Source organism: Nocardia carnea, assembly GCF_029868855.1.
Lineage (GTDB): Bacteria > Actinomycetota > Actinomycetes > Mycobacteriales > Mycobacteriaceae > Nocardia > Nocardia carnea_A.
The window spans coordinates 1-26,214 of the sequence record NZ_JARWOV010000137.1 but is presented as its reverse complement, the minus strand read 5'-3'; the positions used below and the strand labels follow the sequence as shown (position 1 = coordinate 26,214).

The window sequence follows — 26,214 nt, the reverse complement described above, 5'->3', positions numbered from 1 at the left end:
ACGGTGGCCTCAGCGTGCGAACAGCAGCGCGCGCTTGACTTCCTGGATCGCCTTGGTGACCTCGATACCGCGCGGGCAGGCATCGGTGCAGTTGAACGTGGTACGGCAGCGCCACACCCCGTCCACCTCGTTGAGGATGTCGAGGCGCTCCCGGGCGCCCTCGTCACGGCTGTCGAAGATGAAGCGGTGCGCGTTCACGATCGCGGCCGGGCCGAAGTAGCTGCCGTCGTGCCAATACACCGGGCACGAGGTGGTGCAGCAGGCACACAGGATGCATTTGGTGGTGTCGTCGAACCGGGCGCGGTCGGCCTGGCTCTGGATCCGCTCGAAGGTCGGCTCATTACCGGAGGTGATCAGGTAGGGCTTCACCGCCCGGAACGCGTCGAAGAACGGTTCCATATCCACGACCAGGTCCTTCTCAACCGGCAGGCCACGGATCGGCTCGACGGAGATGGTGACCGGTTTACCGTTCTTCGGCAGCATGTCCTTCATCAGGACCTTGCAGGCCAGCCGGTTCACACCGTTGATCCGCATCGCGTCCGAACCGCACACACCGTGCGCGCAGGAGCGCCGGAAGGTGAGCGTGCCGTCCAGGTAGGACTTGATGTAGATGAGGATGTTCAGGAACCGGTCGGTCGGCAGCGCCGGCACCTGGAACGACTCCCAGTGCTGGCCCTGTCCGTCCTCCGGGTTGAACCGCGCCACCTTGACGGTGATCATGGTCGAGCCCTCGGGCACCGGCGCCGGGTTCGCGGCTGCGGGCTTCTCGGCTACAGCGGTCATCAGTACTTACGCTCCATCGGCTCGTAACGGGTCTGCACCACCGGCTTGAAGTCCAGCCGGATATCCGAGAGGAGATCCGCGCCTTCCTTGTAGGCCATTGTGTGCCGCATGAAGTTCACGTCGTCGCGGTCCGGGTAGTCCTCGCGGGCGTGACCACCACGCGACTCCTTGCGGTTGAGCGCGCCGACCACCGTGACTTCGGCCAGCTCCAGCAGGAAGCCCAGTTCCAGGGCCTCGAGCAGATCACTGTTGTAGCGTTTGCCCTTGTCCTGCACCGTGATCCGGGCGTAGCGCTCCTTGAGCGCGTGGATATCGGTGAGGGCCTGCTTGAGCGTGTCCTCGGTGCGGAACACCGAGGCGTTGTTGTCCATCGACCGCTGCAGTTCGGTGCGGATATCGGCGACCCGCTCGTTGCCGTGGTCGGACAGGATCAGCGAGAGCCAGTCCTGCACCATCTGCGCCGGGTTCTCCGGCATCTCGACGAATTCGGCGCGCTGGGCGTATTCGGCGGCGGCGATACCGGCGCGACGGCCGAACACGTTGATATCGAGCAGCGAGTTGGTGCCGAGCCGGTTGGCGCCGTGTACGGAGACACAGGCGCATTCACCGGCGGCGTACAGGCCGGGAACGATATCGGTGTTGTTGCGCAGCACCTCGCCCTGGATGCGGGTGGGGATACCGCCCATCACGTAGTGACAGGTCGGGAAGACCGGCACCAGTTCCTTCACCGGGTCCACACCCAGGTAGGTGCGGGCGAACTCGGTGATATCGGGCAGCTTCTCCTCGAGCACGTCCTCGCCGAGGTGGGTCACGTCGATGTAGACGTAATCCTTGTTCGGTCCGGCGCCGCGGCCCTCGAGCACCTCGAGCACCATCGAGCGGGCGACGATATCGCGGGGCGCGAGGTCCTTGATGGTGGGCGCGTAGCGTTCCATGAACCGCTCGCCGTCCACGTTGCGCAGGATGCCGCCCTCACCGCGCACGGCTTCGGAGATGAGGATGCCGAGGCCGGCCAGGCCCGTCGGATGGAACTGATGGAATTCCATATCCTCGAGCGGCAGGCCCTTGCGGAACACGATCGCCATACCGTCGCCGGTGAGCGTATGCGCGTTGGAGGTGGTCTTGTACATCCGGCCGGAACCGCCGGTGGCGAAGACGATCGACTTGGCGTGGAACACGTGCAGTTCGCCGGTGGCCAGCTCGTAGGCGACTACACCGGTGGCGACCGGGCCCCGTTCGGTATCGGTCATCACCAGGTCGAGCACGTAGAACTCGTTGTAGAACTCCACGTCGTGCTTGACGCAGTTCTGGTACAGCGTCTGCAGGATCATGTGCCCGGTACGGTCGGCCGCGTAACAGGCCCGCCGCACCGGCGCCTTGCCGTGGTCACGGGTGTGCCCGCCGAACCGGCGCTGGTCGATCTTGCCCTCGGGCGTGCGGTTGAACGGCAGGCCCATCTTCTCCAGGTCCAGCACGGCGTCGATGGCCTCTTTTGCCATGATCTCCGCCGCGTCCTGGTCGACCAGGTAGTCGCCACCCTTGACCGTATCGAAGGTGTGCCACTCCCAGTTGTCCTCTTCGACGTTGGCCAGGGCCGCGCACATACCGCCCTGGGCCGCGCCGGTATGGCTGCGGGTGGGGTACAGCTTGGTCAGCACCGCGGTCCGCGCCCGGGGGCCGGCCTCGATGGCCGCCCGCATACCGGCGCCACCCGCACCGACGATGACGACGTCGTAGCGGTGCTCCTGAACAGGCCGAGACTCGACTGCGGTGCCGCTTCGTTCGCTGCTCTCAGCTGCCGCGTCGGTTCGTTCGCTGCGCTCACTCATGCGAGGGGGCCGTTCCTAACTGATGTTGGGGTCGAAGGTGAAGATGACGTAGGTGCCCACGCCCATGATCAGGATCATCGACAGCACCAGCAGCGTGTTCAGCCAGAAGCGGGTCGAATCCTTGCGCGAGTAGTCCGCGATCACGGTGCGCAGACCGTTACCGCCGTGCAACTGCGCCAGCCACAGCATGGCCAGATCCCAGATCTGCCAGAACGGGCTCGCCCAGCGACCGGCCACGAACGCGAAGTTCAACCGTTTCACGCCGCCGTCGAGCAGCAACATGATCGCCATATGACCGAGGACCAGCACGATCAGCGCGACACCGGAGAAACGCATGAACAGCCACGCGTACTTCTCGAAGTTGCCGTTTGTGCGGCCCCGGGCCGAGCGCGGCAGATCCAGGCTCGCCGGACGATCGTAGGATTTACCGAGAACAGGTGCGGTCATGGCTCAGTGCTCCGTCAACAGTAGGTAGAACATGCGACCGATCGAGGGCACCAGAAGCACCACCAGCAGGCCGATGATGCCCCAGAGCATCTGCTTCTGGTAGCGCGGCCCCTGGGACCAGAAGTCCACCAGAATGACCCGCACACCGTTGAGCGCGTGGAACAGCACGCAGAAGACCAGGCCCATTTCCATGAGCGCGACGATCGGCGTCTTGTAGATCGCGATCGCCTCGTCGTACATTTCGGGGCTGACCCGGACCAGCGCGGTGTCCAGGACGTGCACGAACAGGAAGAAGAAGACCGTGACACCGGTGATCCGGTGCAGGGCCCAGGACCACATACCGGGGTCGCCTCGGTACAGCGTTTTGCGCTTCGGCTGAGCCGGAGCTTCTATCGTGGCCATAGAGTCTCGGTGCCTCCAACATCGTTGATGGACCCGGTCACAGATCCCGGCACCGAGTGCGGTGGAGCCGGGATTCGGTGACGCACCAGCCGGGGAGTGACAGGGCCCTATCCCGGGGCCGCGGTCGCTGGGCTCGCCGCCGCCGAACGTGTAACCGATCTGTTCTGGACTCTAATCCCCTCACATTGGGGGAACTAATTCGGCGTGCCGCGCGTTGCGGCGATATCAGGCAGGTTAGGGTTGCCTTTGTCAGGTCGCTGAAGGGTTACGCGACGGGTGGCCCACGCCCGGACAACCCTGCTCCCCGAACACCCCGGGAACCGGTAATTTTCCCGTAACCCAATGCCCGGCAAGGGTTTTCACAAACCTGGACGATTCCACGCAAACGGAGCCCGATTTCCGCCGGCGACGAATGCTCTCAATGCCGAGGTCGCCATCGTGCGCCGGGGCAATGTGCAAAATGTCTCAGTGGAGCGAGCCAAGTTACTCGAGAGTAGCCGATGTTTCGGATGTCCGGCGAAAGATCCGCGGAAATCCTGACACCGGCCCACGCGCCGGGCGGAGCGACATACCGCCCACCCGGCGCCGCAGCAGAACCACTCGTAACCGGCGACGGCTCAGTCGCCCTCGCCGATCGCCTCCACCCGCAACCGCACAGCTTCGTAGTTGAACTCCGTATCGACGATATCGCCGGTCACATGCCCGAGTAGCGCCTGACTGGCCGGCGCGCTCTCCGGGTACCTACCCACCGCGGGATCGGCGTCGTAGTCGGGCACGATCTGGTACTCCAGCTGCACCTCGACCTCGTCGAACGCATTGAGCCTGGACAACAACAATTTCGAATACACCATGACGATGAGGAACTTCGGAAGCGTCATTCGGCACCTTCCTGGCGACCACGAGACCGGGCCGGACGGCCCGGCACCCTGCATATCTCCGAACCGAGCGCCGTGTTTCAGTGTTCACGACAGTTCGACCACACACCCGCGGGAGCACGTATGGAAATCGACTGGGCAGGGCTGCGGTCCGCGGCCTTTTCGGCGATGGGCAGGGCCTACGCTCCCTACTCCCGATTCCCGGTGGGGGCGGCCGGGTGGGACGGGGAAACGATCTCGATCGGCTGCAACGTGGAGAACGTGTCCTATGGGCTGGGACTGTGCGCGGAATGCGTACTGGTCGGCAATCAGCGCATCCGGTCGGAGTCTCGCCTGCTCGCGGTATCGGTCTGCGATTCGCGGGGTGAGATCTTGCTGCCCTGCGGTCGCTGCCGGCAGGTGCTGTACGAATTCGGCGGCAGACAACTCCTGATCGATCATTCCGCCGGCCCGGTCCCGCTCGGGGACCTGCTGCGCGATGCCTTCGGGCCGGACGACCTCGCGGCCGGTCGTACCTGATCGGCCCGGTTCCCGGAGTCGGGACCCCACACCGTCGGATGCGCCACGGATTCGACGGAACCGGAATCTCCGCGCAACGCCGCGGGTTGGTCCGGGTATGACTGTTCCCCTCTCCGTGCTCGATCTGGCCGCCGTCGCCGCCGACGGATCACATCGGCAAGCGCTGGCCGATACCCTCACCGTCGCCCGCGAAGCCGAACGGCTGGGATTCCGGCGGTTCTGGGTGGCCGAGCACCACGGGATGCCGGGAATCGCGAGCTCGGCGCCGCCGGTGCTGATCGCGGCCGTAGCCGCGGCGACCGAGCGGATCCGGGTCGGCTCCGGTGGGGTGATGCTGCCCAACCATGCGGCCCTGGTCGTGGCCGAACAGTTCGGCACCCTGGTCGCGCTGTACGGGGACCGGATCGATCTCGGCCTGGGCCGGGCCGCGGGAACGGACCCGCTGATCTCGGCGACCATCCGGCGCGGCGCCGCCGCCGAGGCCGTGGAGGACTTCCCCAAGCAGGTGGTGGAGCTGCTGGCCTATTTCGGCACCATCCCGCCGCTCCGGGGCGGACAGGGCGACCGGATCCGGGCGATTCCGGGCGAGGGCGACCCGCCCGAGATGTGGCTGCTGGGTTCCAGTGATTTCAGTGCCCGGCTCGCCGCCATGATGGGTCTGCCGTTCGCCTTCGCCCACCACTTCGCGGGCGGGCGCACGACTCCTCTCGTCTTCGAGCTGTACCGGCGCGAGTTCCGCCCCTCGGAGGTGCTGAGCGAACCGCGGTCGATGCTGGCGGTGGCGACGGTGGTCGCCGATACCGAAGCCGAAGCCCGCCGCCGGACCCTGCCGCAGAGCCTGGTGCAGTTGCGGATGCGCACCGGTCAGCTGCCGCAGCGCATCCCGACGTTGGAAGAGGCCGAATCCCACCCGTGGTCGGATGCCGAGAACGCCTTCGTCGACGACCGCAACGCCGACCAGGCCGTCGGCACCCGCGAGCAGGTACGGGATCGCCTCGACACATTGGTCAAGGAGACCGGGGCCGACGAGATCATCGTGGCGCCCACCGGCCCGACCGTGCAGCACCGCCTCGAAACTCTGCGCGCACTACAGGAGTGAGCGCCGCAGGCCCGCAACGGCGCGACGTACCGCGCCGGATCGGCCGACGGCGTAGGCGCCCAGATGTCTACGATCTCCCGGCGCGGTTCGCCGGCCGTGTCCACGGCGGCGGATAGGACGGGCGGATTCGAGGAGCCGGTTACACGACAACGGTCCCGCGGGCGGTGCTCTACCGGCGATATCGCCCGCACGCTCGCCGCGCGTGTAGTGGCCCCGGACGGGACGTCCGCCTGCCCCGCGGAACGGCACAGTCCCGGCCGCGCTGGATCGTCCCGTAGCAGAAAGTGAGTCGCCACGTGGTCGCGAGTGGTCGCCTGCTTTTCGACCGGGACACTGCGAAACTGAGGACGTGACGGCACACGACGCGATATCGATCATCCGGACGAAACGGGACGGCGGCGAGCTCTCCGACGAACAGATCGACTGGGCCGTCAACGCCTTCACCCGTGGGGTGATGGCCGACGAGCAGATGTCGGCGCTGGCGATGGCCATCGTGCTACGCGGAATGAACCGCCGCGAAACAGCGCGCTGGACCCGCGCGATGATCGACTCGGGCCGCCGCCTGGATTTCACCGATCTGCCGCGGCCCACCGTCGACAAACACTCCACCGGCGGTGTCGGCGACAAGGTCACGCTGCCGTTGGCGCCGCTGGTGGCGGCCTGTGGCGCAGCGGTTCCACAACTGTCGGGCCGCGGCCTTGGCTACACCGGCGGGACCTTGGACAAGCTGGAGTCCATCCCGGGCTGGCGCGCCGATATCGGCCCGGACCGGATGCGCGAGATCCTCTCCGACCCGGCCGCCGGCGCGGTGGTCTGTGCCGCCGGCGCCGATCTCGCACCGGCCGACAAACGCCTGTACGCGTTGCGGGACACCACGGGCACGGTCGAATCGATACCGCTGATCGCGAGTTCGATCATGAGCAAGAAAATCGCCGAGGGCACCGCCGCCCTGGTATTGGATGTGAAGGTCGGCGCGGGCGCCTTCATGCCGACCCGGGCCGAAGCGCACACCCTGGCCACCACCATGGTCGAACTGGGCGCCGACGCCGGGGTGCGCACCGTCGCGCTGCTGACGGCCATGGATACACCGCTCGGCCGGACCGCGGGTAACGCGCTCGAAGTCGCCGAGGCGGTGGAGGTGCTGGCCGGTGGCGGACCGGCGGATGTGGTCGAACTGACGCTGGCACTGGCCCACGAGATGGTCACGCTGGCCGGGCTGGACACCGATCCGGCGCAGGCGCTCGCCGACGGCCGCGCAATGGACCACTGGCGCTCCATGATCCGCGCCCAGGGCGGCGACCCGGAGGCGCCGTTGCCGGTCGCGAAGCACATCGAAACCCTGTCCGCGCCCGAAACCGGCACGCTGACCGGCCTGGACGCGCGCGCTGTCGGGATCGCCGCGTGGCGGCTGGGCGCCGGACGAGCCCGGCAGGGCGATCCGGTCCAAGCGGCCGCGGGCGTCCGCCTGCACGCGACCGTGGGAGACCGGGTGACGGCAGGCTCGCCGCTGCTCACGCTGCACACCGACACTCCGGACGTATTACCCGCTGCTGTCGAAGCGCTGACCGGGGCGATCACGATTGCCTCGCGCTCCCCGGAACTCGAGGGCCGTGGCCCCCTGATCCTGGACCGGGTCGGCCCGAGCTGAGGGCCCCGGCAGAGGGCACGTCCCCTTTCGCCGACCACGGCTGGAGTTGTCGACACCGGCCCGGCTCGATCCGGCGGCGTCTGCCAGGCCCACGGCACTGCGGTTGCGTGGTATGACCGGCTGTCGCGGAGCCCCGTGACGACCGCCTGACCACCCTGGGAATTCGAGGTGAGCGGCAGCCGAAGAGGTAGGACCTTTCGGAGCGTACGGCTGCCCGGCCCGGAAATCGGCGATACCGTCGATACATGACCGGACCCATGCCGCTGGACCTCGCCACGTTGCGCCAGGCGCCGAAGGCGCTACTACACGATCACCTCGACGGAGGTCTGCGGCCCGCGACGGTTCTCGAACTCGCCCGTGACTGCGGCTACGAGGAGTTGCCCGCCGACGACGCCGAGGGGTTGGCGCGGTGGTTCCGGGAGGCCGCCGACAGCGGCTCGCTGGAACGGTACCTGGAGACGTTCACCCACACGGTCGCGGTGATGCAGACCCCCGAGGGCCTGCATCGGGTGGCCCGCGAATGCGCCGAGGATCTGGCGGACGACGGTGTGGTCTACGCGGAGGTCCGGTTCGCCCCGGAACAGCATCTGGAGCAGGATCTCACCCTCGACGAGGTGGTCGAACACGTCCTGGCCGGGTTCGCCGCCGGGGAGGCGGCGGCCGCGGCGGCCGGACATCCGATCGTGGTGCGCTGCCTGCTGACCGCGATGCGGCATGCCGCCCGCTCGCGCGAGATCGCCGAGCTGGCGGTGCGGTTCCGGGACCGCGGGGTGTGCGGTTTCGATATCGCGGGCGCGGAGGCCGGATATCCGCCCACCCGGCATCTGGACGCGTTCGAGTACATGCGGGTGAACAACGCCCACTTCACCATTCACGCGGGTGAGGCGTTCGGCTTGCCGTCTATCCACGAGGCACTGGCGTTCTGCGGTTGCGACCGGCTGGGGCACGGTGTGCGGATCGTCGACGATATCGAGGTAGCCGGCGAGATCGCCGACGCCCGGCTGGGGCGGCTCGCCCAGTACGTGCGCGATACCCGGGTACCCCTCGAACTGTGTCCCTCGTCGAATGTGCAGACCGGGGCGGTGCCCTCGCTGGACAAGCATCCGTTCGATCTGCTGGCCAGGCTGCGTTTCCGGGTCACCGTGAACACCGACAACCGGCTGATGAGCGATACCAGCATGAGCCGGGAGATGCTGAAACTGCACCAGACCTTCGGCTACGGCTGGAGCGATCTCGAACGCTTCACCATCAACGCGATGAAGTCGGCTTTCATCCCGTTCCCGGAGCGACTGCGGATCATCGACGACATCATCAAACCCGGCTACGCGGTGCTACTGGGTTGAGCTGTGTTTATTTGGCGGCGCCTGCGGCGCCGCGGGTTCAGGGCCTCGCCGAACTCGGCGCCACCGCTGGTTACGTCCGGTCCGCAGGAGGCCGGAACCTGACGTGCTTCGCCGACCCGGAGGTCGGCACCGGGCACGTTCGGGTTCGGTGTGGGCGAGTCTTCTGCCGATGTCTCGCTGCTCGAAAAACCCTTCTAGGCTCTTCCCCGATGTACACTACCGAGCTCCACCAGCGCACCGCCCGCCGTTTCGGCTCGGTGCTCGTCGCCGCGGTACTCGCGGCCGGACCACTGATCCTGGTCGGTTCCGCGACAGCGCAGCCGCCACCGCCCGCCACCCCGTTCGCGACCCCGGTAACCGACAGCTGCCCGCAGAAGACGCAGCCGCCGCCGGCCATCGACTCCTCCGAGGTTCCCGAGCCCGGGGAGTCCGCGCCCACGGCGCTGCCGGTGCCCGACCCGCCGATCGGCGGTAAACGCCTCGGCGAATGCGGGGTCGTGCTGCCTGCGGGTGCGCCGGTGGCGCCGGCGGATATCTCCGCGACCGCGTGGATGGTCTCCGATCTGGATACCGGCGCGGTGCTGGCCGCCAAGGATCCACACGGCCGGTACCGCCCGGCCAGCACCATCAAGGTACTGCTGGCGACCGTCGCCTTGCGCACGCTCGATCTGGACGAGGTCGTCGTCGGCACCCAGGCCGATGCCGATGTGGAGGGCACGCGGGTCGGGATCGGCCCGGGCGGCCGGTATACCAACCGCCAGCTGCTGCACGGCCTCGTGATGGCGTCGGGCAACGATGCCGCGCACGCGATCGCCGCCCAGCTCGGCGGCGACGAGGCAGCGGTCGCGAAGATGAACGATCTCGCGAAATCCCTGCACGCCTATGACACTCGCGCGGCAACTCCGTCCGGACTGGACGGGCCCGGGATGAGCACATCGGCCTACGATCTGTCGCTGCTGTTCCGCGAAGCCATGTCGATCCCGCTGTTCGCGCAGATGATCGGCACCGAACAGCTGGATTTTCCCGGCTATCCACCGAACCCGGCGATTCCCGGCGATCAGGACCATCCAGGGTTCCCGATCGCGAACGACAACGGCCTGCTCTACAACTATCCCGGGGCACTCGGCGGGAAAACAGGTTTCACCGACGACGCCCGGCAGACCTTCGTGGCGGCGGCCGAACGCGGCGGACGCCGACTCGTTGTCACGCTGCTGCAGGCCGATGTGCTGCCGATCCGCCCCTGGGAGCAGGCTGCCCGGCTGCTCGACTACGGTTTCGCGCTGGACCCCGCCGCACGGATCGGCGATATCCCCGGCGACGAGGCCGAAACCGTAGCCGGCGAGCCAGGTTTGGCTGTACCACCCGATAACGGTGATGTCGCGTATTCCGCGCAACCCGCGGCGGGTGACGAATACGACGAGCTGTGGATGCTGCTCATGGTCGCCGGGCTGATCCTGGTCCCGATCCTGCTGGTCGGCACCTGGCACGTCCGGACCCGGCGGCGCTGACAGGCCGGTTCACCGGGCACTGTTCGCGGAATCACGCCGACGCGGCCGGTCTCACGTTCCCACCGCCAACGAATCCGATATGGACCGCGCAGCCGGGTACACCCTGCCCTGCTCCGCGGCCATCCGGACCCGCAGCGCATCGGCCAGCTCGCCCGGGTTGGCTTCCGCTCCCAGGTAATCTCGATCCGCGATCGATACCGAAAGCCACAGTGCGCCGGGCAGGCTCATTATGTAGTCGGCGCGGCACGACGGGTTCACGAACTCCGGCAGCTCGGTTGTATACGCGCGACTACCGCGTGCTGCGACGTCCCCGGCGTAGCCGGGCCAAGCCCACGGTGGCGAGCGCACCCGCGCCGAACAATGCCGCCGCACCGCCGAACCCGGGCCGCGCCCCCGTCTGCACCCGGGGCCGGATCACCGCGGGTTCGGGAACCGGCACCGACGCCAATTGCTCGTTCTCCCGCGCGGTCGCCGCCCACGCGGTGGCGAACAGGATGATCCGGTACACCACATAGCTGAACACCATGATGCCGATCACCGAACCGAATGCCGCGCCCGCCGGACTACTGAGCACCGACCGCATGTAGATACCGGCGATATTCTTGAACACCTCGAACCCGAGCGCGGCCAGTACCGCGGCCTTCGCGGCGCTGCGCACGGTGACCGGTTCCCGCGGCAGCCGGGCGATGATCCAGGCGAACAACGCCCACGAGGCGACCAATGCGAGCAGCGTCGACAGCAGCCACAACAGCCACCGCGACCCCGGCATCTCCTCGAGCCCGATCAGTTCGAGCACCTGCACGCCGAGCCGGCTCGACGCCAGGATCGACAACCCGAGCGAAAGCGCCAACGCCAGGAACAGTCCGAGCAGGGCAAGCAGATCGGAGAGTTTGGTGTGGAACCAGTTCTGCTCGTTCGATTTCTGTTCCCACTGCTCGGTCAGCGCCTTGCGTAGATTAGCCATCCAGCCCAGACCCGAGTAGAGCCCGGTGAGCAGGCCGAGCACACCCACCGCACTGCGCGAACCCACCGCCTGGTCGATCAGATCGTTGAGCTGCCCGCCCATTTCGCCGGGGATGTTCTCGACGACCTTGTCCTGCAGTTCCCGCAGCAACTCGTCGTTGCCGGCGAGCACGAACCCGGCGATGGCGAACGCGATCATCAGCAGCGGGAACAGTGACAGCACAGTGAAATACGTGATCCCGGCCGCGTAATAGTCACCACGCTGGTCCTGGTATCTACCGAAGGCCCGGACCATGTGGTCCAGCCAGGGCCGCCTGCCGACCATCCGGCTGATCGCGGATTTGACGTTGTCGATCACCTGCACTGTCTGCGCCCCTCACCGCCGACGCACGGGCCGCGCGACCGATCAGCGGGCGAGGAACCCGACCCGGTCGTAGACCTGCGCGAGAGTGTTACCGGCGATCTCGCGCGCACGCTCGGCGCCGATGGCGAGAATGCGATCGAGTTCGCCCTGATCCGCCATGTACTCTTCCACTTTCGCTCGCAAAGGGGTGGCAAATCCGACCAGTGCGTCGGCGACATCGGCTTTCAGGTCACCGTAACCACGGCCCGCGTAATCTTTTTCCAGGGTCACGATGGGCGTCTCGGTGAGCGCCGACAGGATCACCAGCAGGTTGCTGATGCCCGGTTTGTTCTCCACGTCGTAGCGGATTTCGCGTTCGGTGTCGGTGACCGCGGAGCGCACCTTCTTCGCCGAGACCTTGGGGTCGTCCAGGAGGTTGATCAGACCGGCATCCGAACTCGCCGATTTGCTCATCTTGGCGGTGGGATCCTGCAGGTCGTAGATCTTGGCGGTGCCCTTGACGATATGGGCCTCCGGAACCACGAACGTCTTCTTGAACCGGGTGTTGAACCGCTGCGCGAGGTTACGGGTGAGCTCCAGATGCTGGCGCTGATCCTCGCCCACCGGCACCTGATGCGGGCGGTACAGCAGGATATCGGCGGCCATCAGCACCGGGTAGGTGAACAGCCCGACGGTGGTGTTGTCCGCCCCCTGTTTCACCGATTTGTCCTTGAACTGTGTCATCCGGCTCGCCTCACCGAAGCCGGTGATACAGCTCAGCACCCAGGCCAGTTCCGCGTGTTCGGGCACCTGCGACTGGACGAACAGCGTGGACCGGGCGGGGTCGATACCCAGGGCGAGCAGCTGCGCGGCCGCGACCCGGGTGCGTTTGCGCAGTTCCTTCGGCTCCTGCGCCACGGTGATGGCGTGCATATCCGGGATGAAGTACAGCGCGTCGTAGTCGTCCTGCAAGGTCACCCAGTACTGCAGGGCACCGAGGTAGTTCCCGAGATGGAACGAGGCGCTGGTCGGCTGGATACCGGAAAGCACCCGCTGTTTACGCTCCCCCGCGGTGGGGGTCTGGGCAGGACTGGACATGCCCCGATCTTCGCATGCGGCTCAAGCCGAATTTCGCTCTGCCCACTTGCGCGGGTCGATTCCCGGCATACTGCGCTTCCCGGCGCGCGCCAGCTCCTGCTCCTGCTTGGTGATCAGCCGATACACCGGTGCGCTCGGCCCGTTCAGCGCGCTTTTCACCGGCCGCGGTACCAGCACCGACGGAACACTGTGCGCGTTCCGTACCGATTGGGCCAACCCCCGGTAGGCGAGTTCGTCGGTGCGTTTCCACTCGATGCCGTACATCCGGCGGATCCGTTCCGGCAGACTCCCCTGCACCAGCAGGTAGTACGCCGAACTCACCTGCCGCGCCGGCAACGGCTGCGGGTAGGGCACCACGTGCCCGCACAGGTAATTCCCCACCATGCGCGCCTCGTCGGTGAGGAACAGCTCGTCGGAGGCGAGATAGCCGTCGAAGTACTCGCGGAACGCCCGATAGTCGGCCGGGGCTGCCGCGCGCGGCATTCCGAACAGCTCCCCCCACCGCACATAGTCCTGGTACAGCCCCTCGCGTTCGCCCGCGGTGAGCCGTTTGACCAGCAGGTCGTACATGACCTCGGCTGATTCGAAGGTGAACGCCATGGTCATGAAGCTCAGGTGCGGGTCGTAGGCGGAATACGCCGTACCTGCCGGATGGTGTTCCCCGGCGTCCTCCGGTATCCGCCCGGCCACCTTCTGGTGCTTCTTCCCGGTGAACTCGAGCGCTCGATCCGCTTCGTCCTTGGTTCCGAAGAACACCGCCTCGAACAGCTTCCCGGTGAGCGCCAACCGGGTGTAGGGCGTATCGCGGTGCTCGGTGGATTCGGCTGTCCCCACATAGAGCAGTGGATGGACCGCCCCGATCACCAGCGCCCGCAGCCCGTAGGTCAGGCCCACGGCCCGCTTGCGCATAACCCGCCGGATCATCGAATCGTCGGCAAAGTATCCCGTGTCCATGGCCATCTCAGCCTCCCGGTCCAGCTCTTCACTGAGCACTGCGCAGCCGCGCATCTGGCAATAGCATCCACCAGTTCCGAACTTCTGGCAAGACCTGCCACCAAATCAACCCGAGCTCGACGAGCTACAGGACATAGCGCAGGCCCACGCCCTCACGGCCGAGGCACGGCACGAAACCGCTCGGGTCCGGCGGCACCTTCGCCCCGCCCACACCCGGCGGCCGTCCACCCGCCATCATTTAGGGATGGCAGCTCAGCGCACCTATGGCGGTTTGTCCGCGGAGGAACGGCGGGCCCAGCGCCGCTCCGCGCTTCTGGACGCAGCGCTGGAGATCATCGGCACCCAGGGCCTGGACAAGCTGACCGTGTCGGGAATGTGCACGCAGGCGGGTCTGAACGAGCGGTACTACTACGAGAGTTTCGGCAGCCGCGACGACGTGCTCACCGCCCTGGTGGACGGCATCGCCGAAGAGCTGGTGCTGGCCATCGTCGCCGCCGCGCACTCCGCGACCGGCGATTCCCGCGCCAGAGCCCACGCCGCGATCACCGCCGGTATCCACCTGCTCACCGACGACCCCCGCAAAACCGAGGTCACCATGGTCGCCGCCATGGCCACCCCGCAACTGCGCGCCCGCACCACCGAAACCATCCGCGTCTTCGCCCGCCTGGTGGCCAGCGAAGGTATCGAGTTCTACGGCATCACCGATCCGGCCCCGGACCCGATAATCGATTTCCGCGCCACCTACCTGGTGGGCGGGCTCGTGCAAACTCTCACCAGCTGGGTCCGCGGCGATCTCGCGATCAGCCGTGACACCCTGATCGACTACACCACCGACGTCTTCGTTCTCCTCGGCGAGGACGTCGCCCGTCGCAACGATCCGGCCTGATCGAGAACGGCTCTCCACGGCGGCCGGCGGCGAGCCCGCGCGGTGCGATCAGAAGCGGACCGGGACAGCCACCACTCCCTGCGGCTCTCCCTGCATGACCACCCGGAAGACCACATCGCGCGACGGCCAGAAATCCGCGCATTCCTCGACGACCGACGCGAACCATTCCCGCTCTTGCGGTGCGTCCGCAAGGAGTTGTTCGGCGTCGCGGATCGCGAGCACGTAGCCATCGGCCTCACCGAGGGTGTCGTCGATGTCCAATAGGCATTCGTCGAACGAATCCTTGTTCGGCCGGAAGTAGTACGGGAACTGCAGGGCGGCCGCGAACTCGTCGTAGAGCGCCGGCATCGTACGCATCCGGCTGCCGCGTAGTTCGCGTACTCGGAAGCCCTCCGGGGCGCGGTAGCGGAGACCGCTGAACTCCGCCGCGTCCACCTGCACCGCGCCCAGGGCGGTCATGCTGTCATCGGCGGGGCGGAGTTCGCAGTCGTAGGAGAAGTCCAGGAAATCCGCGAGCGCGAGGGGTTCGGGCATCAGCGCATCCTCGTGAAGGTGTCGTAGTGGTCGCCGGTGTACCAGGCCGTGCCGTCGCTCCCGGTGACGATGCGCTCGGCGTCCCGGGACTGCCCGGGTTTCTTCGGGTTCACGTCCCATTCCTGGTACGTGACGCGTTTACCGGAATCGTCGGTCGCCGGGAGCCGGCCCTCCCGATTCCGAAAGGTGATCCCGCCTTTCGTACCGGGTGCATTCGCCGAATCCGGCCAGCGGCCCGCATCGATCTCTTCCAGGGTTTCGTAGGCGCGTTCGGGCACTCCGGCCACCCGCGAAACCACCGGGGAGTCGGCGGGGGTGGCCTTGCCCGAGGGAGGCTGGCCGCTCACCGTGGCGGTGGCGCCGGCCGACAGTGTGGCAGCGGTATTCGAAGCACCGTCGTCACCGGCCTGCGTGCTGAGCAGGGCAACGACGATCGCCACCACCGCGGCACCCACCGCCGACAGGATCTTCACAGCTTTCGCACGCACAGCACTCCCCTTCATCGATACTGGACCGTCACCGGAGCATGATCCGACCAACGCTCGGCGTAGGTCGCGGCGCGTTCGACCACGGCCTGCTTCGCCCGCTCGGCCGCCTCCGGCGTCGCCAGCTGGTAATCGATCCGCCATCCGGTGTCGTTGTCGAACGCGCGCCCACGATACGACCACCAGCTGAACGGACCATCGCCCTCCGGGTGAAGTTTTCGCACCACATCCACGTACCCGGCGGCCAATTGCCGGTCGAGCCAGGCCCGTTCGGCGGGCAGGAAGCCGGATTTCTTCAGATTGCCCTTCCAGTTCTTCAGGTCCCGCTCGGTATGCGCGATATTCCAGTCACCGGCGATGACGAACGCTCCGGTGCGCGTGGACATCCGGGCGGCCAGTTCGTCGAGGAACCGGTATTTCTCTTCCTGCCGGGGCGTTTCCGCCTCGCCGGTGTGCACATACACGCTGGCCACGGTCACATCGTCGAGCTCGACCTCGATATACCTTCCGGTGGAGACGAATTCACTGTCCGGTTCGATCCCGACGCGTACCGACCGCATCGGCCGCCGCGACAGCACACCCACCCCCGCCCGGCCCTTGGCACCGGGCTCGGCATGCGCGAGCTGCCAGCCTTCCGCCAGCGCCGGGGCGAGCACGGCGGCGATCTGGGTGTCGTCGGCGCGTGTCTCCTGCAGGCAGACGATATCGGCCTCGGTCCGGCTCAACCAGGCCAGCAAACCCTTGCCTGCCGCGGCCCGGACGCCGTTGACATTGACGGTGGAGAGGATGTATGGCACGGGTCGACAGTACAAGGGCACAGCCCGACTACCCGTTGACGCCCGACGAACCTCCCCGGCGGAAGTTCCCAGGCCAGGGAAGATCCGATAATCGTTGTGTGCTGACCTTATCTCTCCGGGCGAATGCGAACTGCCGATGAGCCCTCCCAGCACCAAGAAAATGGGCGATCTGAACGACCTGCCCGCCTGCGCCCCGGAGGGGTTGAAGGCACTTTTCGTGACGGCCGAGGGAGTTATCCAGAAGCAGATCAAGCTGCTGGGGTCGGGCACCCCCTCCCAGGCCCCCGATATGTGGCAGCTGCTGCACAACGAGGGAATCTCCGATCCGGACGGCCAGGCGACAATGCTCGACCGCTACGGCGAGCACAAGGACGACGTGAACCGGGTCAAGTCCGATTTCGAACGGCAGGACACGGGTATTACCGTGCGGACCGGCGGGATCGGCAAGGCGGTCACGGATGCCTACGATGCTGTCGACACATCGGTCGGCGAACTCAACGACAAGATCGACGCCGCCCATCGCTCGGTGTACACCGTGACCGACGAGAACGGCAACCCGGTGCGGGATGCGCAGGGCAACCCGCAGCAGGCACTGCCCAGTTCCGTCGTCAACGGTCTCTTCACAGCGCTCTGGGATACGGTCAACACAACGTATGAGCAGGTGAGCGGCGTTTCGGACCGTGCGGCAGCCGAGGCGCTCGGTATCGAACTCGACGACCCGACTCATCCCCGCAGTATCAGCCCCGCGGCAACGGGTCCGCTGTTGCCTTCCGTCGCTCCGAACTCGCCCGCCTCATCGGCGGCCAACGACGGTGTGGAATACACGGCCGCCGCGACCGACGCCGACTACGCCGCGTATACCGGAAGCAAGGATGTGAAGGCCGCCATCGACGGCGCTCTGGACGCACTGGGTATTCACGACCCGGAGGCCCGGGAGAACTGGACGCGTGGATATCTCGTACTGATCGAGCGAGAGTCCGGTGGCGACCCCAATGCCATCAACAACTGGGATTCGAATGCCGCTTCGGGGCAGCATTCACGCGGCCTCTGTCAGACGATTCCGGCCACCTTCGAGTCGTATCACGTGGCCGGAACGTCCAACAATATCTACGATCCTGTCGCCAATGTCGCGGCCAGTATGAATTACGTCATGGAACGATACGATGTCGCCAAGGACGGAAGCAACTTGCAGTCCGCGGTCCAGCAGACCAACCCGGCCGCCTCGCCGAAGGGCTACTGACCGGGTTCAGCGAAAGCATGCCTTCGGCGGCCCCCTGTTCGGCGACAGTGCGGATTTCTCCCCCGCCCGACCGTAGAATGACAGGTCACCGCTACTTGCCAGGAAGGGGTGACGACATCGATGTCAGGCACCTCCGCAACCACAGCACCCGAGCCGGTCACCGCTCTACATCTGGGCTCCGGCGAACCGCTGCTCCTCCTGCACGGTGTCCTGCTCTCACCGCATTGCTGGGAACAGACCGCCGCCCTGCTGGCCGCCCGGTGTGAGGTTTTCGCACCGGCACTCGGCGGGCACTGGGGTGGGCCGGAATTCCCGGACGGCCACTACTCCGCCGCCACCCTGGCCGACCGGGTCGAGGAACAATTGGACGATATGGGCTGGCGAACCTGCCATATCGTCGGTAATTCGCTGGGCGGCTGGGTCGGGTTCGAATTGGCCCGCCGTGGCCGGGCCCGCACACTCACCGCGATCGCTCCGGCCGGTGGCTGGAAAACCCCGTCGGTGACGCAGGTCCGCGCCGCCGCCAAGATCGCGCCGATGATCCCGATCACCGAAATACTGCGGCAACTGGGCAGTTCTCCGGTCGACAACCGGCTCGTGCGCTGGGTGATGACCTATCTGCTCACCAAGAACACCGGCGCGGTCTCCCGCGCGGATATCTCGGCCGTGATCCTGGCCGCACTGCACTGCCCCGCACTGCCCGCGCTGACCGCCGGCACCTTGCGGGGGCCGTCACTGGCGAATATGTCCGATCTGACCGCCCCGGTCCGGGTGATCCTGGCCGACTCCGATCGCGTCCTACCGGCCACGGCGCACGGCCGGCGGTTCCTGCGTGAGCTGCCCGAGTCGGCGGACCGCATCATGCTGAACCGGGCCGGGCATGTGCCCATGCTGGAGGATCCCGAACGGATCGCCAACCTCGTCGCCGAACATATCTACGCCAGTCGCGACCATTTGCGAGCTGTATAGTCCGGCGCGCCTTCGGCGCGTGGTTTCAGAGTGCGAGAATGCCCTTGGCTACGTGGGTGACCTGGATTTCGTTGCTGCCCGCGTAGATCATCAGTGATTTCGCGTCGCGTGCCAGCTGTTCGACCCGGTACTCCGACATGTACCCGTTTCCGCCGAAGAGCTGTACGGCTTCCATCGCGACCTCGGTCGCCGCCTCCGAGGAATACAGTTTCACCGCGGAGGCCTCCGAAAGGCTCAGCGGTTTACCGGCTTTCCCGCGTTCGATGATGTTGAAGACCATGTTCTGCACATTGATCCGCGCCACCTCCATCTTCGCCAGCTTGAGCTGGATGAGCTGGAACCGGCCGATCTCCTGACCCCACAGTTTGCGGTTGCGGGCGTATTCGGTGCACAGCCGCAGGCATTCGTTGATCACGCCCAGCGCCATGAAACCGATACCGACGCGTTCGGCCACGAAACTGGATTTGGCGCTCTCCCGTCCGTCACCGCCGCGGTGTTCCTCGGTTTCGCCGAGCAGCCGGTCGCGGCCGAGGCGGACATTGTCGAAGAACAGTTCGCCGGTCGGTGAGGCGTGCAGGCCCATCTTCTTGAACGGTTTGCCCTGGGTGAGGCCTTCCATTCCCTTGTCGAGCACGAAGGTGAGCACCTTGCGGTCGCGGGCCGGCGTACCGTCGCCTTCGTCGAGTTTCGCGTATACGACGAGGGTGTCGGCGAACGGGCCGTTGGTGATGAAGGTCTTCTGCCCGTTGAGGATATAGTCCTCGCCGTCGCGTCGGACGTAGGTTTTCATACCGCCGAAGGCATCGGATCCGGAATCGGGTTCGGTGATCGCCCAGCATGCGATCTTGCGGAGGCTCACGATATCGGGCACCCACCGCTCCTGCTGGGCCAGTGTGCCGCGGGACAGGATGGTGGCGCCGCCGAGCCCGGTGCTCACCCCGAGTGAGCTGCACAGACCCATACAGACACCGGAGAGTTCACTGGTCAGCACGGCCATCATGGTCTGCTGATCGAATCCACCGCCGGAGGAGTCCTTCTCCCCGGAGGCCGGTTTCTCCGCACCTTCGGCCGCCGCACGGCGGGCGGCCAGCTGTTTGGTCAGCGCCTCCTCGGCCATCGCACCGATACCGAAATCCGCGTACAGCTTGCGTAGCACCGGATAGGGCAGCATTTCCCCGCTGTCCAGTGCGTCGAGGTGGGGGCGTACTTCCTTATCGATGAAAGTCCGGACCGCGTCGCGGACCATCAGATCGGTATCGGACCATTCGAACATCGTCGTCCTCCGGTATCACCAGCAGCATTACGGTGTAGATCACCAGGCGGATCCTGAGTTGCCTACACCTTGTTGACAGCCTGCCAGTTCCTGGCCCGTCGCGTGGCGATCCGGTGAAATCCATCCGGAGCCAACGTGTTCCGCAACGGGAAAGGGTCACGGACGGGTGGCGTGCTCGCGCAACCGCGCGACTCGCGAAAGAACATCGTCGTGCCATGCCAGGGGCTGCGCCTCGGTGGCCCAATCCAGCCGAGCGTGTTCTTCGAACAATGGCCGCAAGGCAGTGATCTCGGCTTCGTACCGATCCAGTTCCGTCCGGCTGAGATCGTTCGGCGTCCACTCGTTCCATCGGCCCGAGCCAGGGACACCCGGCACGCCGTAGTGACTCGAGAACGGGTTCGAACCAGGGTCGAAGTCCCTGTCTTCACGAAACGACTCCGCATGGTCGTACCCGTATATGTCGTCACCGTGCCGCAGCCAATTGTTGGGGCGGTCCCAGTTGCGGACAAGAACGTCCAAAAGGCCGAGTTTTCGTGCGCCGGGCGTGTTCTTGATCGCCTCCATCGCTTCGCAGGCACCCGGATCCGACGGGGTCCCGGGCACAGTACGCCCCGGCAGCCGCTGCATCAACAGGCTGCCTTCTGCTCCCGCGATCACCGGCGCGACCGGGGCGCCGATCGCACGACCGACCGCTGCCGCGAGAATTTCGGCGGACTGCTTCATCGGGGGGAGGCCGACCTTCTGAATCACTTCGAACCCGTTCGGGTAGACGAAGAGATCGGTCTGATTGTTTCCGGCAACCATATACGCCGGGGTTCGCATCTCCGGTACCCCGGAACGCTCTCCGTCGCGAAGACCAGCCAGGAATTGATCCACCGACATCAAGGGCGGGGTCACGCCGACCGGTGGGGTCCGCTCGCCACCGCCGCGCACCGCCCAGGCCTGCCTGTCGACGTCGGCACCGCCGGCGGCATCCTCCGTCTCCTTCACCGATATGTCGGTATCGACGCCGAGCCGGGCTCCTCGGTAGCGGCGCACGACTTGCTGACCGGTTTCGGCGACCACCGTGCCCAATCGCTTGACCGACTCCTCCACCACCCGGCGCAAACCGTCGATCATCGCCGGCTCGGCGAGCAGATGCGGCGGTGTGGAGCCGTCTCGTGTGTTCGCGCGTACGGTGCTGTCGGCTCACCGGAGGATTTCGGCATGGCCAATCTTGTCTCGCCGATCCCGGCGGGCCAATTCGGGCGCTTCTCAACAGATACCTACGGCGGAAACGCCGAGAACACAGCCCTGTTCTCGGCGCCCCCGGGCAGGCTGCGGCTCCACGATCCGGGTGCTGTTCGCACACCGGGTACCGTGGGGCCGCTGTATTGTCAGCGCAGCGCGCGCGCCAGGTTGGCGTCGAGCGCGGCGAGGAATTCCTCGGTGGTGAGGTAGCCCTGGTCGCCACCGACGAGCAGCGCGAGGTCCTTCGTCATCTGCCCGCCCTCGACGGTCTTGATGACCACATCCTCGAGGGTCTGCGCGAATCCGATCACCTCGGGGGTGTTGTCCAGCTTGCCGCGATGCTCGAGGCCGCGGGTCCAGGCGAAGATCGAGGCGATCGGGTTGGTCGAGGTCGGCTTGCCCTGCTGGTGCTGGCGGTAGTGCCGGGTGACGGTGCCGTGCGCGGCCTCCGCCTCACAGGTCCGGCCGTCCGGGGTGAGCAGCACCGAGGTCATCAGGCCCAGCGAACCGAAGCCCTGCGCGACGGTATCGGACTGCACATCACCGTCGTAGTTCTTGCAGGCCCAGACGTAGCCGCCCTCCCATTTCATGGAGGAGGCGACCATATCGTCGATCAGCCGGTGCTCGTAGGTGAGACCGGCCGCGTCGAACTGGGTTTTGAACTCGGCGTCGAACACCTCCTGGAAGGTGTCCTTGAACATGCCGTCGTAGGCCTTCAGGATGGTGTTCTTGGTCGACATGTAGACCGGGTAGTTCTGCTGCAACCCGTAGTTGAACGAGGCGCGCGCGAAGTCCTCGATGGACTTCTTGAAGTTGTACATACCCATGATGACGCCGCCGTCCTCCGGCATCTTCACGACCTCGTGGACGATCGGCTCACTGCCGTCCTCCGGGGTGAAGGTCAGGGTGACGGTGCCGGCCTGGAAGGCCTTGAAGTCGGTGGCGCGGTACTGGTCACCGAAGGCGTGGCGGCCGATGATGATCGGCTTGGTCCAGCCGGGGACCAGACGCGGAATATTGGAGATGATGATCGGCGCGCGGAAGATGGTACCGCCGAGGATGTTGCGGATGGTGCCGTTGGGCGACCGCCACATCTTCTTGAGACCGAATTCCTCGACCCGGGCCTCGTCGGGGGTGATCGTCGCGCATTTGACGCCCACACCGTGCTCTTTGATGGCATTCGCGGCGTCGACGGTGACCTGGTCGTCGGTCTTGTCGCGGTACTCGATGCCGAGGTCGTAGTACTCGAGGTTCAGGTCGAGGTACGGGTGGATCAGCTTGTCCTTGATGAACTGCCAGATGATCCGGGTCATCTCGTCGCCGTCGAGTTCTACGACGGTGCCTTCAACCTTGATCTTGGACATGGATCTTCGTGTCCTCCTAAGATGGTGCCCTCATTGCACAACCAGGCGAACACGCTTGTGAGCGGACCCCAGCTGTTCAACAGACAACGTATACATCCCGCGTTGTCCACGAGACGTCTGATGTAACCAAGACGAGCGTACTGCTTGTGGTTATCGCACGGTGCAGCCAGCCCCGGCCGTGAGATTTCACAGAGTGAGTCGCGCCACAAGATTACCTGGTGGCGCGCCATGCCGATTTCGATCCGCCGGACCCCACCGTTACCATGTTGAACAGGTCATGAGCGCCAGCGCCAAGCCCCGGCTCGCTGGCCGGCAACCCTCCAGCTGCGGTGGGGTGCTCCGGGTGATGACCGGGCTTCCGAGAGCCGGGAGCAAGCGCATGTCAGGAGGTCGCCGTTATGCGCCGGTGCTGGTCACCTCGACCCCGGCACTTCGTATCGCGGCGAGCAACCCCCTATTTTCTGGAGCACGAGATGACCGATGGCAGTATCCCCGCCCACCTCACGGCCGCGACTCATATGGTCCGGCTATCGCCGCCGGTCGCGGCTCAGCGGGCGGAAGCCATCGCGTGAAGGTGAGCACCGACCAGACCACGGCCGTACCCGTGGCGCAGCTACCACCGCCCGACGGCACTCTCGGCGTGATCGAGATCGGCGACCTCACCCTGGAGAACGGATCCCGGCTACCGGCGGTCCGGCTGGCCGTCCAGCGCTGGGGTGAACTGTCCCCGGCCATGGACAACGTGGTGCTGATCGAGCACGCGCTGACCGGCGATTCCCATGTGGTGGGCGAACCCGATGCGGACCACCCACAACCCGGATGGTGGAACGGGATGATCGGGCCGGGCGCGCCGGTCGACACCGACGAATGGTGTGTTGTCGCCACCAATGTGCTCGGTGGCTGTCAGGGCAGCACCGGCCCCGGTTCGCCGGCGCCCGACGGCACGCCGTGGGGGGCGCGCTTCCCGGAAATCTCCATCCGTGACCAGGTGAGCGCCGAGCTGCGGCTGTTCGACCTGCTCGGTATCGACCGCCTGGCCGCGGCGATCGGCGGGTCGATGGGCGGTATGCGGGTTCTCGAGTGGATGCTCTGCGCCCCGCAGCGTCTGGCCGCGGCATTGATCCTCGCCGTCGGGGCCCGCGCGACAGCGGACCAGATCGGCACGCAGACCACCCAGATCGCCGCCATTACCGGCGACCCCGACTGGCAGGGCGGTAACTACCACGGCACCGGCCGGGCACCGATGGCCGGGATGGGTATCGCCCGGCGGATCGCGCATCTCACCTACCGCACCGAGGTCGAGCTGGACACCCGGTTCGCCAACAGCCCGCAGGCCGGTGAAGACCCCTGGGACGGCGGCCGGTACGCAGTGCAGAGCTACCTGGAATACCAGGCCGAGAAACTGTGCAAACGGTTCGACCCGGCCACCTATGTGCTGTTGAGCGAGGCGATGAACCGGCACGATATCGGCCGCGGCCGCGGCGGGATCGAGGCGGCGATGGCGCGCGCCGAGGTGCCGTGCATCGTGGGCGGTATCGACTCCGACCGGCTGTACCCGCTGCACACCCAGCGGGAGCTGGCCGAGGGGCTGGCCGGCTGCCGGCATTTCGAGGTCATCTCCTCTCGCGACGGACACGATGCCTTCCTCACCGAGGCCGAGGCCGTCGGCAAGCTGCTGGTCCAGACGATGGGCCTGGCGCGCGCCCATCGCTGACTCGGGATCGCCTTCGTCGCGCCGGTGGCAGCGCGGGTACCCCCTGGGCGCGCGGAACCCGCGCCCGGTTTCAGCTCACGCCGAGCGTGTTGATGGTGGCTGCGAGGAATACGATCACGCTGCCGAGCAAGGTCAGGGCGCCCACATCGAACGGTTTACTGCGCACCGCCAGCAACCCCACTCGCACCGTGGGCAGGCAGAGCCGGAACGCGGCGGCGATCAATGTCGCGCCGCCGAAGAAGAAGGCCCCGCGCCGCCACCGGTCCTGCGCGACGAAAACCACGGCGACCGCGATCACCGCGACGACCACCACCATCGGCAGATGGCAGCGCAGGAACACGGCCAGGCGGCTACCGGTGCCGGGATCGTCCTCGGTCACAGTCTCGGCGTCGGTCACGGATGCGATTGTTCCAGACGCGGCCGCTCAGGTCTGCGCCACCGGTTCGTACTCCGGGGCGGTGAGGCCGAAGGTCCAGGCGACACCTTCCCGCGCCGAGCGGGTGGTGGGCGGCACACGCAGCCAGTAGGTGCGGTAGGTACCGTCCGGTTCGGGGGTGGAGTTGACCACCTCCACCATGACGACATCCTCGTCGTCGGGCAGCGCGATACGCCAGAGGATGCCGGTCTCGTCGCGCTGCAGCGGCTGGGCACCCGATTCACCGAGGTAGCGGTCGTAGCCGTAGTGCTCGAGCATGACGCGGCGTAGTTCGGCGTTCTCCTCCGCCCGGATCCGCTCGGGAGTGAGCGAGCCGAGCTCGTCCAGGAATTCACCGGGTACGGGCATCCCGCGCCAGGCATACAGGCCGAACCCGTCGGAATAGCCGACGGCCGGGCCGTCACCGCAATCCAGGCGACCGGCCTCGTCGCGATGCAGTGCGGTGGGGCGTTCACTGAGCACCGTGAGATTCTCGTAAGGCCACCACCAGCCGGACTCGCGGGCCACCGCGGCCAGACCGGCCAGCGGCGACCCGGCGGCCGTATCGAACGCCGACAACCAGGCCGCATCGTGCTGGCCTGTCACCGCGTCCAGCAGCAGCATCCGGACCCGTAACTCCTCCCGGCGGGCGGCGCGCAACGCTTCCGCGTCGTACCCGGCGGCCGCGGGCTCGGGGACCGGGGCAGCCGCGGCGACGACGCCGGCGCGGATACGGTCGACGATCGGCTCGGTCAGCTCCCAGAGGGCCGCGCCGGTGGCCTGCCAGTGCCGGGCGAATTCCCGCGCTCCCAGTTCGGCGTGCAACCGGTCGCGCACGGCGGCCCACGGCGCAGTCCGCACCTGTTCACGTACCGAAGCGCCGGCCTGCGCCAGTTTTTCCGGGTGCAGCAGCCGCACTGCCTCCAACGGTGAACGCGCCCAGATGATCTGCTCGGGCGCGGGCAGCCCTGCGCTCTCGTAGGCCAGCCGCACACCGGCCTCGGCCGCCGCCCGGTCGCCGGGCCCGGTGCTCGCGGAAAACGCCCGCCACTGCTCGAAATCCGTCAACGTACTTCTCGTTCCTGTCCTGTTCGCAGTTCCCGGATCAGTCCGCGACGATCCGGACCGCACCCGGTGTGTACTCACGTTGCCGCACCACCCGATACCAGCCTTTCGGCAGCCCGATCGCGGCATGCTCTTCGTGCACCACCCGCCCGCCTTCCGGCAGGTGCAGCACCATGGAGTTCGGGGCGTGCGGATCGTGGAAGAGCTTGCCGGGCGAGGAGATCGCGTGGGCGTGCCCGGTCACCTCACCGAGCGCCAGCACCATTCGGCCCCGACGGTCACGCGGTGCGGGGCGCCCCCCACCCGCCCCGGCGGTGGCGGCCGCCACCCCCCTGGGGACAAAAAGGACAAAACCCAGGCGATAAAAGCGCATACACCCCATCCGGCCCCCACGCCCCCCCGGCGAGTGGAAAGTATAGGCGGCCCCCCCC

Annotated in this window: 27 protein-coding genes and 1 riboswitch; of the genes, 9 read left to right on the top strand and 18 right to left on the bottom strand. The window is 66.7% G+C overall.

Annotation, left to right across the window (positions count from 1 at the left end; genetic code table 11):
• Positions 1-9: 9 nt before the first annotated feature.
• The 5 genes from QH195_RS13250 to QH195_RS13230 all read right to left on the bottom strand — a co-directional run bounded on the left by QH195_RS13250 (position 10) and on the right by QH195_RS13230 (position 4,339).
• Positions 10-783 (bottom strand): succinate dehydrogenase iron-sulfur subunit, encoded by a 774-nt coding sequence (locus QH195_RS13250; RefSeq protein ID WP_195055256.1) that lies wholly within the window; start codon positions 781-783, stop codon positions 10-12.
• On the bottom strand, positions 783-2,612 hold the full coding sequence (gene sdhA / locus QH195_RS13245) for a succinate dehydrogenase flavoprotein subunit (RefSeq protein ID WP_280420192.1): 1,830 nt from the start codon (positions 2,610-2,612) through the stop codon (positions 783-785). Before sdhA ends, QH195_RS13250 begins: the two co-directional genes overlap by 1 nt.
• Positions 2,613-2,627: 15 nt before the next feature.
• Entirely contained in the window at positions 2,628-3,059 is a 432-nt protein-coding gene (locus tag QH195_RS13240; RefSeq protein WP_280420191.1) for a succinate dehydrogenase hydrophobic membrane anchor subunit, read from the bottom strand.
• Positions 3,060-3,062: 3 nt separating this feature from the next.
• Positions 3,063-3,461: a succinate dehydrogenase, cytochrome b556 subunit gene (sdhC, locus tag QH195_RS13235; protein ID WP_280420190.1), complete on the bottom strand. Its 399-nt coding sequence runs from the start codon at positions 3,459-3,461 to the stop codon at positions 3,063-3,065.
• A 617-nt stretch (positions 3,462-4,078) separates the two neighbouring features.
• A complete protein-coding gene (locus QH195_RS13230; protein ID WP_062977320.1) occupies positions 4,079-4,339 on the bottom strand; it encodes a GreA/GreB family elongation factor in 261 nt (86 codons plus the stop codon).
• A 120-nt stretch (positions 4,340-4,459) separates the two neighbouring features.
• Between QH195_RS13230 and QH195_RS13225 the strand changes: the two genes are divergently transcribed.
• The 5 genes from QH195_RS13225 to QH195_RS13205 all read left to right on the top strand — a co-directional run bounded on the left by QH195_RS13225 (position 4,460) and on the right by QH195_RS13205 (position 10,453).
• Positions 4,460-4,855, top strand: a complete 396-nt coding sequence (locus QH195_RS13225) for a cytidine deaminase (RefSeq protein WP_280435581.1) — start codon at positions 4,460-4,462, stop codon at positions 4,853-4,855.
• Positions 4,856-4,952: 97 nt separating this feature from the next.
• The gene (locus QH195_RS13220) at positions 4,953-5,954 is read left to right on the top strand and encodes an LLM class flavin-dependent oxidoreductase (protein ID WP_280420188.1); all 1,002 of its coding nucleotides are present in this window, start codon (positions 4,953-4,955) and stop codon (positions 5,952-5,954) included.
• A 349-nt stretch (positions 5,955-6,303) separates the two neighbouring features.
• Entirely contained in the window at positions 6,304-7,602 is a 1,299-nt protein-coding gene (locus QH195_RS13215; protein ID WP_280435580.1) for a thymidine phosphorylase, read from the top strand.
• A gap of 245 nt (positions 7,603-7,847) precedes the next feature.
• Positions 7,848-8,945, top strand: coding sequence for an adenosine deaminase (locus QH195_RS13210; protein ID WP_280420186.1), 1,098 nt, complete (start codon positions 7,848-7,850; stop codon positions 8,943-8,945).
• Positions 8,946-9,154: 209 nt separating this feature from the next.
• Entirely contained in the window at positions 9,155-10,453 is a 1,299-nt protein-coding gene (locus QH195_RS13205; RefSeq protein WP_280435579.1) for a D-alanyl-D-alanine carboxypeptidase family protein, read from the top strand.
• A gap of 51 nt (positions 10,454-10,504) precedes the next feature.
• On the opposite strand, the gene QH195_RS13200 is transcribed toward QH195_RS13205, so the two are convergent.
• From QH195_RS13200 to QH195_RS13185, 4 genes are read right to left on the bottom strand one after another with little or no spacing between them, the layout of a single operon-like run.
• Complete coding sequence (locus QH195_RS13200; RefSeq protein WP_280435578.1) at positions 10,505-10,711, bottom strand: hypothetical protein; 207 nt, start codon at positions 10,709-10,711, stop codon at positions 10,505-10,507.
• A gap of 31 nt (positions 10,712-10,742) precedes the next feature.
• Complete coding sequence (gene yhjD, locus QH195_RS13195; RefSeq protein WP_280420184.1) at positions 10,743-11,780, bottom strand: inner membrane protein YhjD; 1,038 nt, start codon at positions 11,778-11,780, stop codon at positions 10,743-10,745.
• Positions 11,781-11,822: 42 nt separating this feature from the next.
• Complete coding sequence (trpS, locus tag QH195_RS13190; RefSeq protein WP_280420183.1) at positions 11,823-12,857, bottom strand: tryptophan--tRNA ligase; 1,035 nt, start codon at positions 12,855-12,857, stop codon at positions 11,823-11,825.
• 21 nt (positions 12,858-12,878) lie between these two features.
• The gene (locus tag QH195_RS13185; RefSeq protein ID WP_280435577.1) at positions 12,879-13,817 is read right to left on the bottom strand and encodes an oxygenase MpaB family protein; all 939 of its coding nucleotides are present in this window, start codon (positions 13,815-13,817) and stop codon (positions 12,879-12,881) included.
• A gap of 238 nt (positions 13,818-14,055) precedes the next feature.
• Here QH195_RS13185 and QH195_RS13180 point away from each other — a divergent pair, with 238 nt between their 5' ends.
• Positions 14,056-14,697, top strand: coding sequence for a TetR/AcrR family transcriptional regulator (locus tag QH195_RS13180; protein WP_280435576.1), 642 nt, complete (start codon positions 14,056-14,058; stop codon positions 14,695-14,697).
• A 48-nt stretch (positions 14,698-14,745) separates the two neighbouring features.
• On the opposite strand, the gene QH195_RS13175 is transcribed toward QH195_RS13180, so the two are convergent.
• From QH195_RS13175 to QH195_RS13165, 3 genes are read right to left on the bottom strand one after another with little or no spacing between them, the layout of a single operon-like run.
• Positions 14,746-15,231 (bottom strand): barstar family protein, encoded by a 486-nt coding sequence (locus QH195_RS13175; RefSeq protein WP_280435575.1) that lies wholly within the window; start codon positions 15,229-15,231, stop codon positions 14,746-14,748.
• Positions 15,231-15,719: a ribonuclease domain-containing protein gene (locus tag QH195_RS13170; RefSeq protein ID WP_280420179.1), complete on the bottom strand. Its 489-nt coding sequence runs from the start codon at positions 15,717-15,719 to the stop codon at positions 15,231-15,233. The genes QH195_RS13175 and QH195_RS13170 overlap by 1 nt, the downstream gene beginning before the upstream one ends.
• An 11-nt stretch (positions 15,720-15,730) precedes the next feature.
• Positions 15,731-16,513, bottom strand: coding sequence for an exodeoxyribonuclease III (locus tag QH195_RS13165; RefSeq protein ID WP_280435574.1), 783 nt, complete (start codon positions 16,511-16,513; stop codon positions 15,731-15,733).
• A gap of 136 nt (positions 16,514-16,649) precedes the next feature.
• Here QH195_RS13165 and QH195_RS13160 point away from each other — a divergent pair, with 136 nt between their 5' ends.
• Both QH195_RS13160 and QH195_RS13155 read left to right on the top strand, forming a co-directional pair.
• Positions 16,650-17,753 carry a transglycosylase SLT domain-containing protein gene (locus QH195_RS13160; RefSeq protein WP_280435573.1) on the top strand — a complete coding sequence of 368 codons (1,104 nt, stop codon included), beginning with the start codon at positions 16,650-16,652 and terminating at the stop codon, positions 17,751-17,753.
• A gap of 120 nt (positions 17,754-17,873) precedes the next feature.
• Positions 17,874-18,722 (top strand): alpha/beta fold hydrolase, encoded by an 849-nt coding sequence (locus QH195_RS13155; protein WP_280435572.1) that lies wholly within the window; start codon positions 17,874-17,876, stop codon positions 18,720-18,722.
• 25 nt (positions 18,723-18,747) lie between these two features.
• Here QH195_RS13155 and QH195_RS13150 read toward each other — a convergent pair whose 3' ends face one another.
• From QH195_RS13150 to QH195_RS13140, 3 genes are all read right to left on the bottom strand, one after another.
• Positions 18,748-19,995 carry an acyl-CoA dehydrogenase family protein gene (locus tag QH195_RS13150; protein ID WP_280435571.1) on the bottom strand — a complete coding sequence of 416 codons (1,248 nt, stop codon included), beginning with the start codon at positions 19,993-19,995 and terminating at the stop codon, positions 18,748-18,750.
• 156 nt (positions 19,996-20,151) lie between these two features.
• The gene (locus QH195_RS13145; RefSeq protein WP_280435570.1) at positions 20,152-21,114 is read right to left on the bottom strand and encodes a hypothetical protein; all 963 of its coding nucleotides are present in this window, start codon (positions 21,112-21,114) and stop codon (positions 20,152-20,154) included.
• Positions 21,115-21,371: 257 nt separating this feature from the next.
• Positions 21,372-22,589, bottom strand: coding sequence for an NADP-dependent isocitrate dehydrogenase (locus QH195_RS13140; RefSeq protein WP_280420173.1), 1,218 nt, complete (start codon positions 22,587-22,589; stop codon positions 21,372-21,374).
• A 273-nt stretch (positions 22,590-22,862) separates the two neighbouring features.
• A riboswitch (SAM riboswitch) is annotated at positions 22,863-22,973 on the top strand.
• Positions 22,974-23,157: 184 nt separating this feature from the next.
• On the opposite strand from QH195_RS13140, the gene metX reads away from it, so the two are divergent.
• Positions 23,158-24,303: a homoserine O-acetyltransferase MetX gene (metX, locus tag QH195_RS13135; protein ID WP_280420172.1), complete on the top strand. Its 1,146-nt coding sequence runs from the start codon at positions 23,158-23,160 to the stop codon at positions 24,301-24,303.
• 70 nt (positions 24,304-24,373) lie between these two features.
• Here metX and QH195_RS13130 read toward each other — a convergent pair whose 3' ends face one another.
• The 3 genes from QH195_RS13130 to QH195_RS13120 form a co-directional block, all read right to left on the bottom strand.
• The gene (locus QH195_RS13130) at positions 24,374-24,619 is read right to left on the bottom strand and encodes a DUF3017 domain-containing protein (RefSeq protein ID WP_195056196.1); all 246 of its coding nucleotides are present in this window, start codon (positions 24,617-24,619) and stop codon (positions 24,374-24,376) included.
• Between the two features lie 108 nt (positions 24,620-24,727).
• The gene (locus tag QH195_RS13125) at positions 24,728-25,786 is read right to left on the bottom strand and encodes a DUF6745 domain-containing protein (RefSeq protein WP_280435569.1); all 1,059 of its coding nucleotides are present in this window, start codon (positions 25,784-25,786) and stop codon (positions 24,728-24,730) included.
• A 37-nt stretch (positions 25,787-25,823) separates the two neighbouring features.
• Positions 25,824-26,048 (bottom strand): hypothetical protein, encoded by a 225-nt coding sequence (locus QH195_RS13120; protein ID WP_280435568.1) that lies wholly within the window; start codon positions 26,046-26,048, stop codon positions 25,824-25,826.
• Positions 26,049-26,214: the final 166 nt, after the last annotated feature.

What these genes read in the sequence shown, in the direction of transcription:
- QH195_RS13250 (WP_195055256.1), bottom strand. Translation starts at nt 783, where the DNA reads ATGACCGCTGTAGCCGAGAAGCCCGCAGCCGCGAACCCGGCGCCGGTG.
- sdhA (WP_280420192.1), bottom strand. Translation starts at nt 2,612, where the DNA reads ATGAGTGAGCGCAGCGAACGAACCGACGCGGCAGCTGAGAGCAGCGAA.
- QH195_RS13240 (WP_280420191.1), bottom strand. Translation starts at nt 3,059, where the DNA reads ATGACCGCACCTGTTCTCGGTAAATCCTACGATCGTCCGGCGAGCCTG.
- sdhC (WP_280420190.1), bottom strand. Translation starts at nt 3,461, where the DNA reads ATGGCCACGATAGAAGCTCCGGCTCAGCCGAAGCGCAAAACGCTGTAC.
- QH195_RS13230 (WP_062977320.1), bottom strand. Translation starts at nt 4,339, where the DNA reads ATGACGCTTCCGAAGTTCCTCATCGTCATGGTGTATTCGAAATTGTTG.
- QH195_RS13225 (WP_280435581.1), top strand. Translation starts at nt 4,460, where the DNA reads ATGGAAATCGACTGGGCAGGGCTGCGGTCCGCGGCCTTTTCGGCGATG.
- QH195_RS13220 (WP_280420188.1), top strand. Translation starts at nt 4,953, where the DNA reads ATGACTGTTCCCCTCTCCGTGCTCGATCTGGCCGCCGTCGCCGCCGAC.
- QH195_RS13210 (WP_280420186.1), top strand. Translation starts at nt 7,848, where the DNA reads ATGACCGGACCCATGCCGCTGGACCTCGCCACGTTGCGCCAGGCGCCG.
- QH195_RS13205 (WP_280435579.1), top strand. Translation starts at nt 9,155, where the DNA reads ATGTACACTACCGAGCTCCACCAGCGCACCGCCCGCCGTTTCGGCTCG.
- trpS (WP_280420183.1), bottom strand. Translation starts at nt 12,857, where the DNA reads ATGTCCAGTCCTGCCCAGACCCCCACCGCGGGGGAGCGTAAACAGCGG.
- QH195_RS13185 (WP_280435577.1), bottom strand. Translation starts at nt 13,817, where the DNA reads ATGGCCATGGACACGGGATACTTTGCCGACGATTCGATGATCCGGCGG.
- QH195_RS13180 (WP_280435576.1), top strand. Translation starts at nt 14,056, where the DNA reads ATGGCAGCTCAGCGCACCTATGGCGGTTTGTCCGCGGAGGAACGGCGG.
- QH195_RS13175 (WP_280435575.1), bottom strand. Translation starts at nt 15,231, where the DNA reads ATGCCCGAACCCCTCGCGCTCGCGGATTTCCTGGACTTCTCCTACGAC.
- QH195_RS13160 (WP_280435573.1), top strand. Translation starts at nt 16,650, where the DNA reads ATGAGCCCTCCCAGCACCAAGAAAATGGGCGATCTGAACGACCTGCCC.
- QH195_RS13155 (WP_280435572.1), top strand. Translation starts at nt 17,874, where the DNA reads ATGTCAGGCACCTCCGCAACCACAGCACCCGAGCCGGTCACCGCTCTA.
- QH195_RS13150 (WP_280435571.1), bottom strand. Translation starts at nt 19,995, where the DNA reads ATGTTCGAATGGTCCGATACCGATCTGATGGTCCGCGACGCGGTCCGG.
- QH195_RS13145 (WP_280435570.1), bottom strand. Translation starts at nt 21,114, where the DNA reads ATGATCGACGGTTTGCGCCGGGTGGTGGAGGAGTCGGTCAAGCGATTG.
- QH195_RS13140 (WP_280420173.1), bottom strand. Translation starts at nt 22,589, where the DNA reads ATGTCCAAGATCAAGGTTGAAGGCACCGTCGTAGAACTCGACGGCGAC.
- QH195_RS13130 (WP_195056196.1), bottom strand. Translation starts at nt 24,619, where the DNA reads ATGGTGGTGGTCGTCGCGGTGATCGCGGTCGCCGTGGTTTTCGTCGCG.
- QH195_RS13120 (WP_280435568.1), bottom strand. Translation starts at nt 26,048, where the DNA reads ATGGTGCTGGCGCTCGGTGAGGTGACCGGGCACGCCCACGCGATCTCC.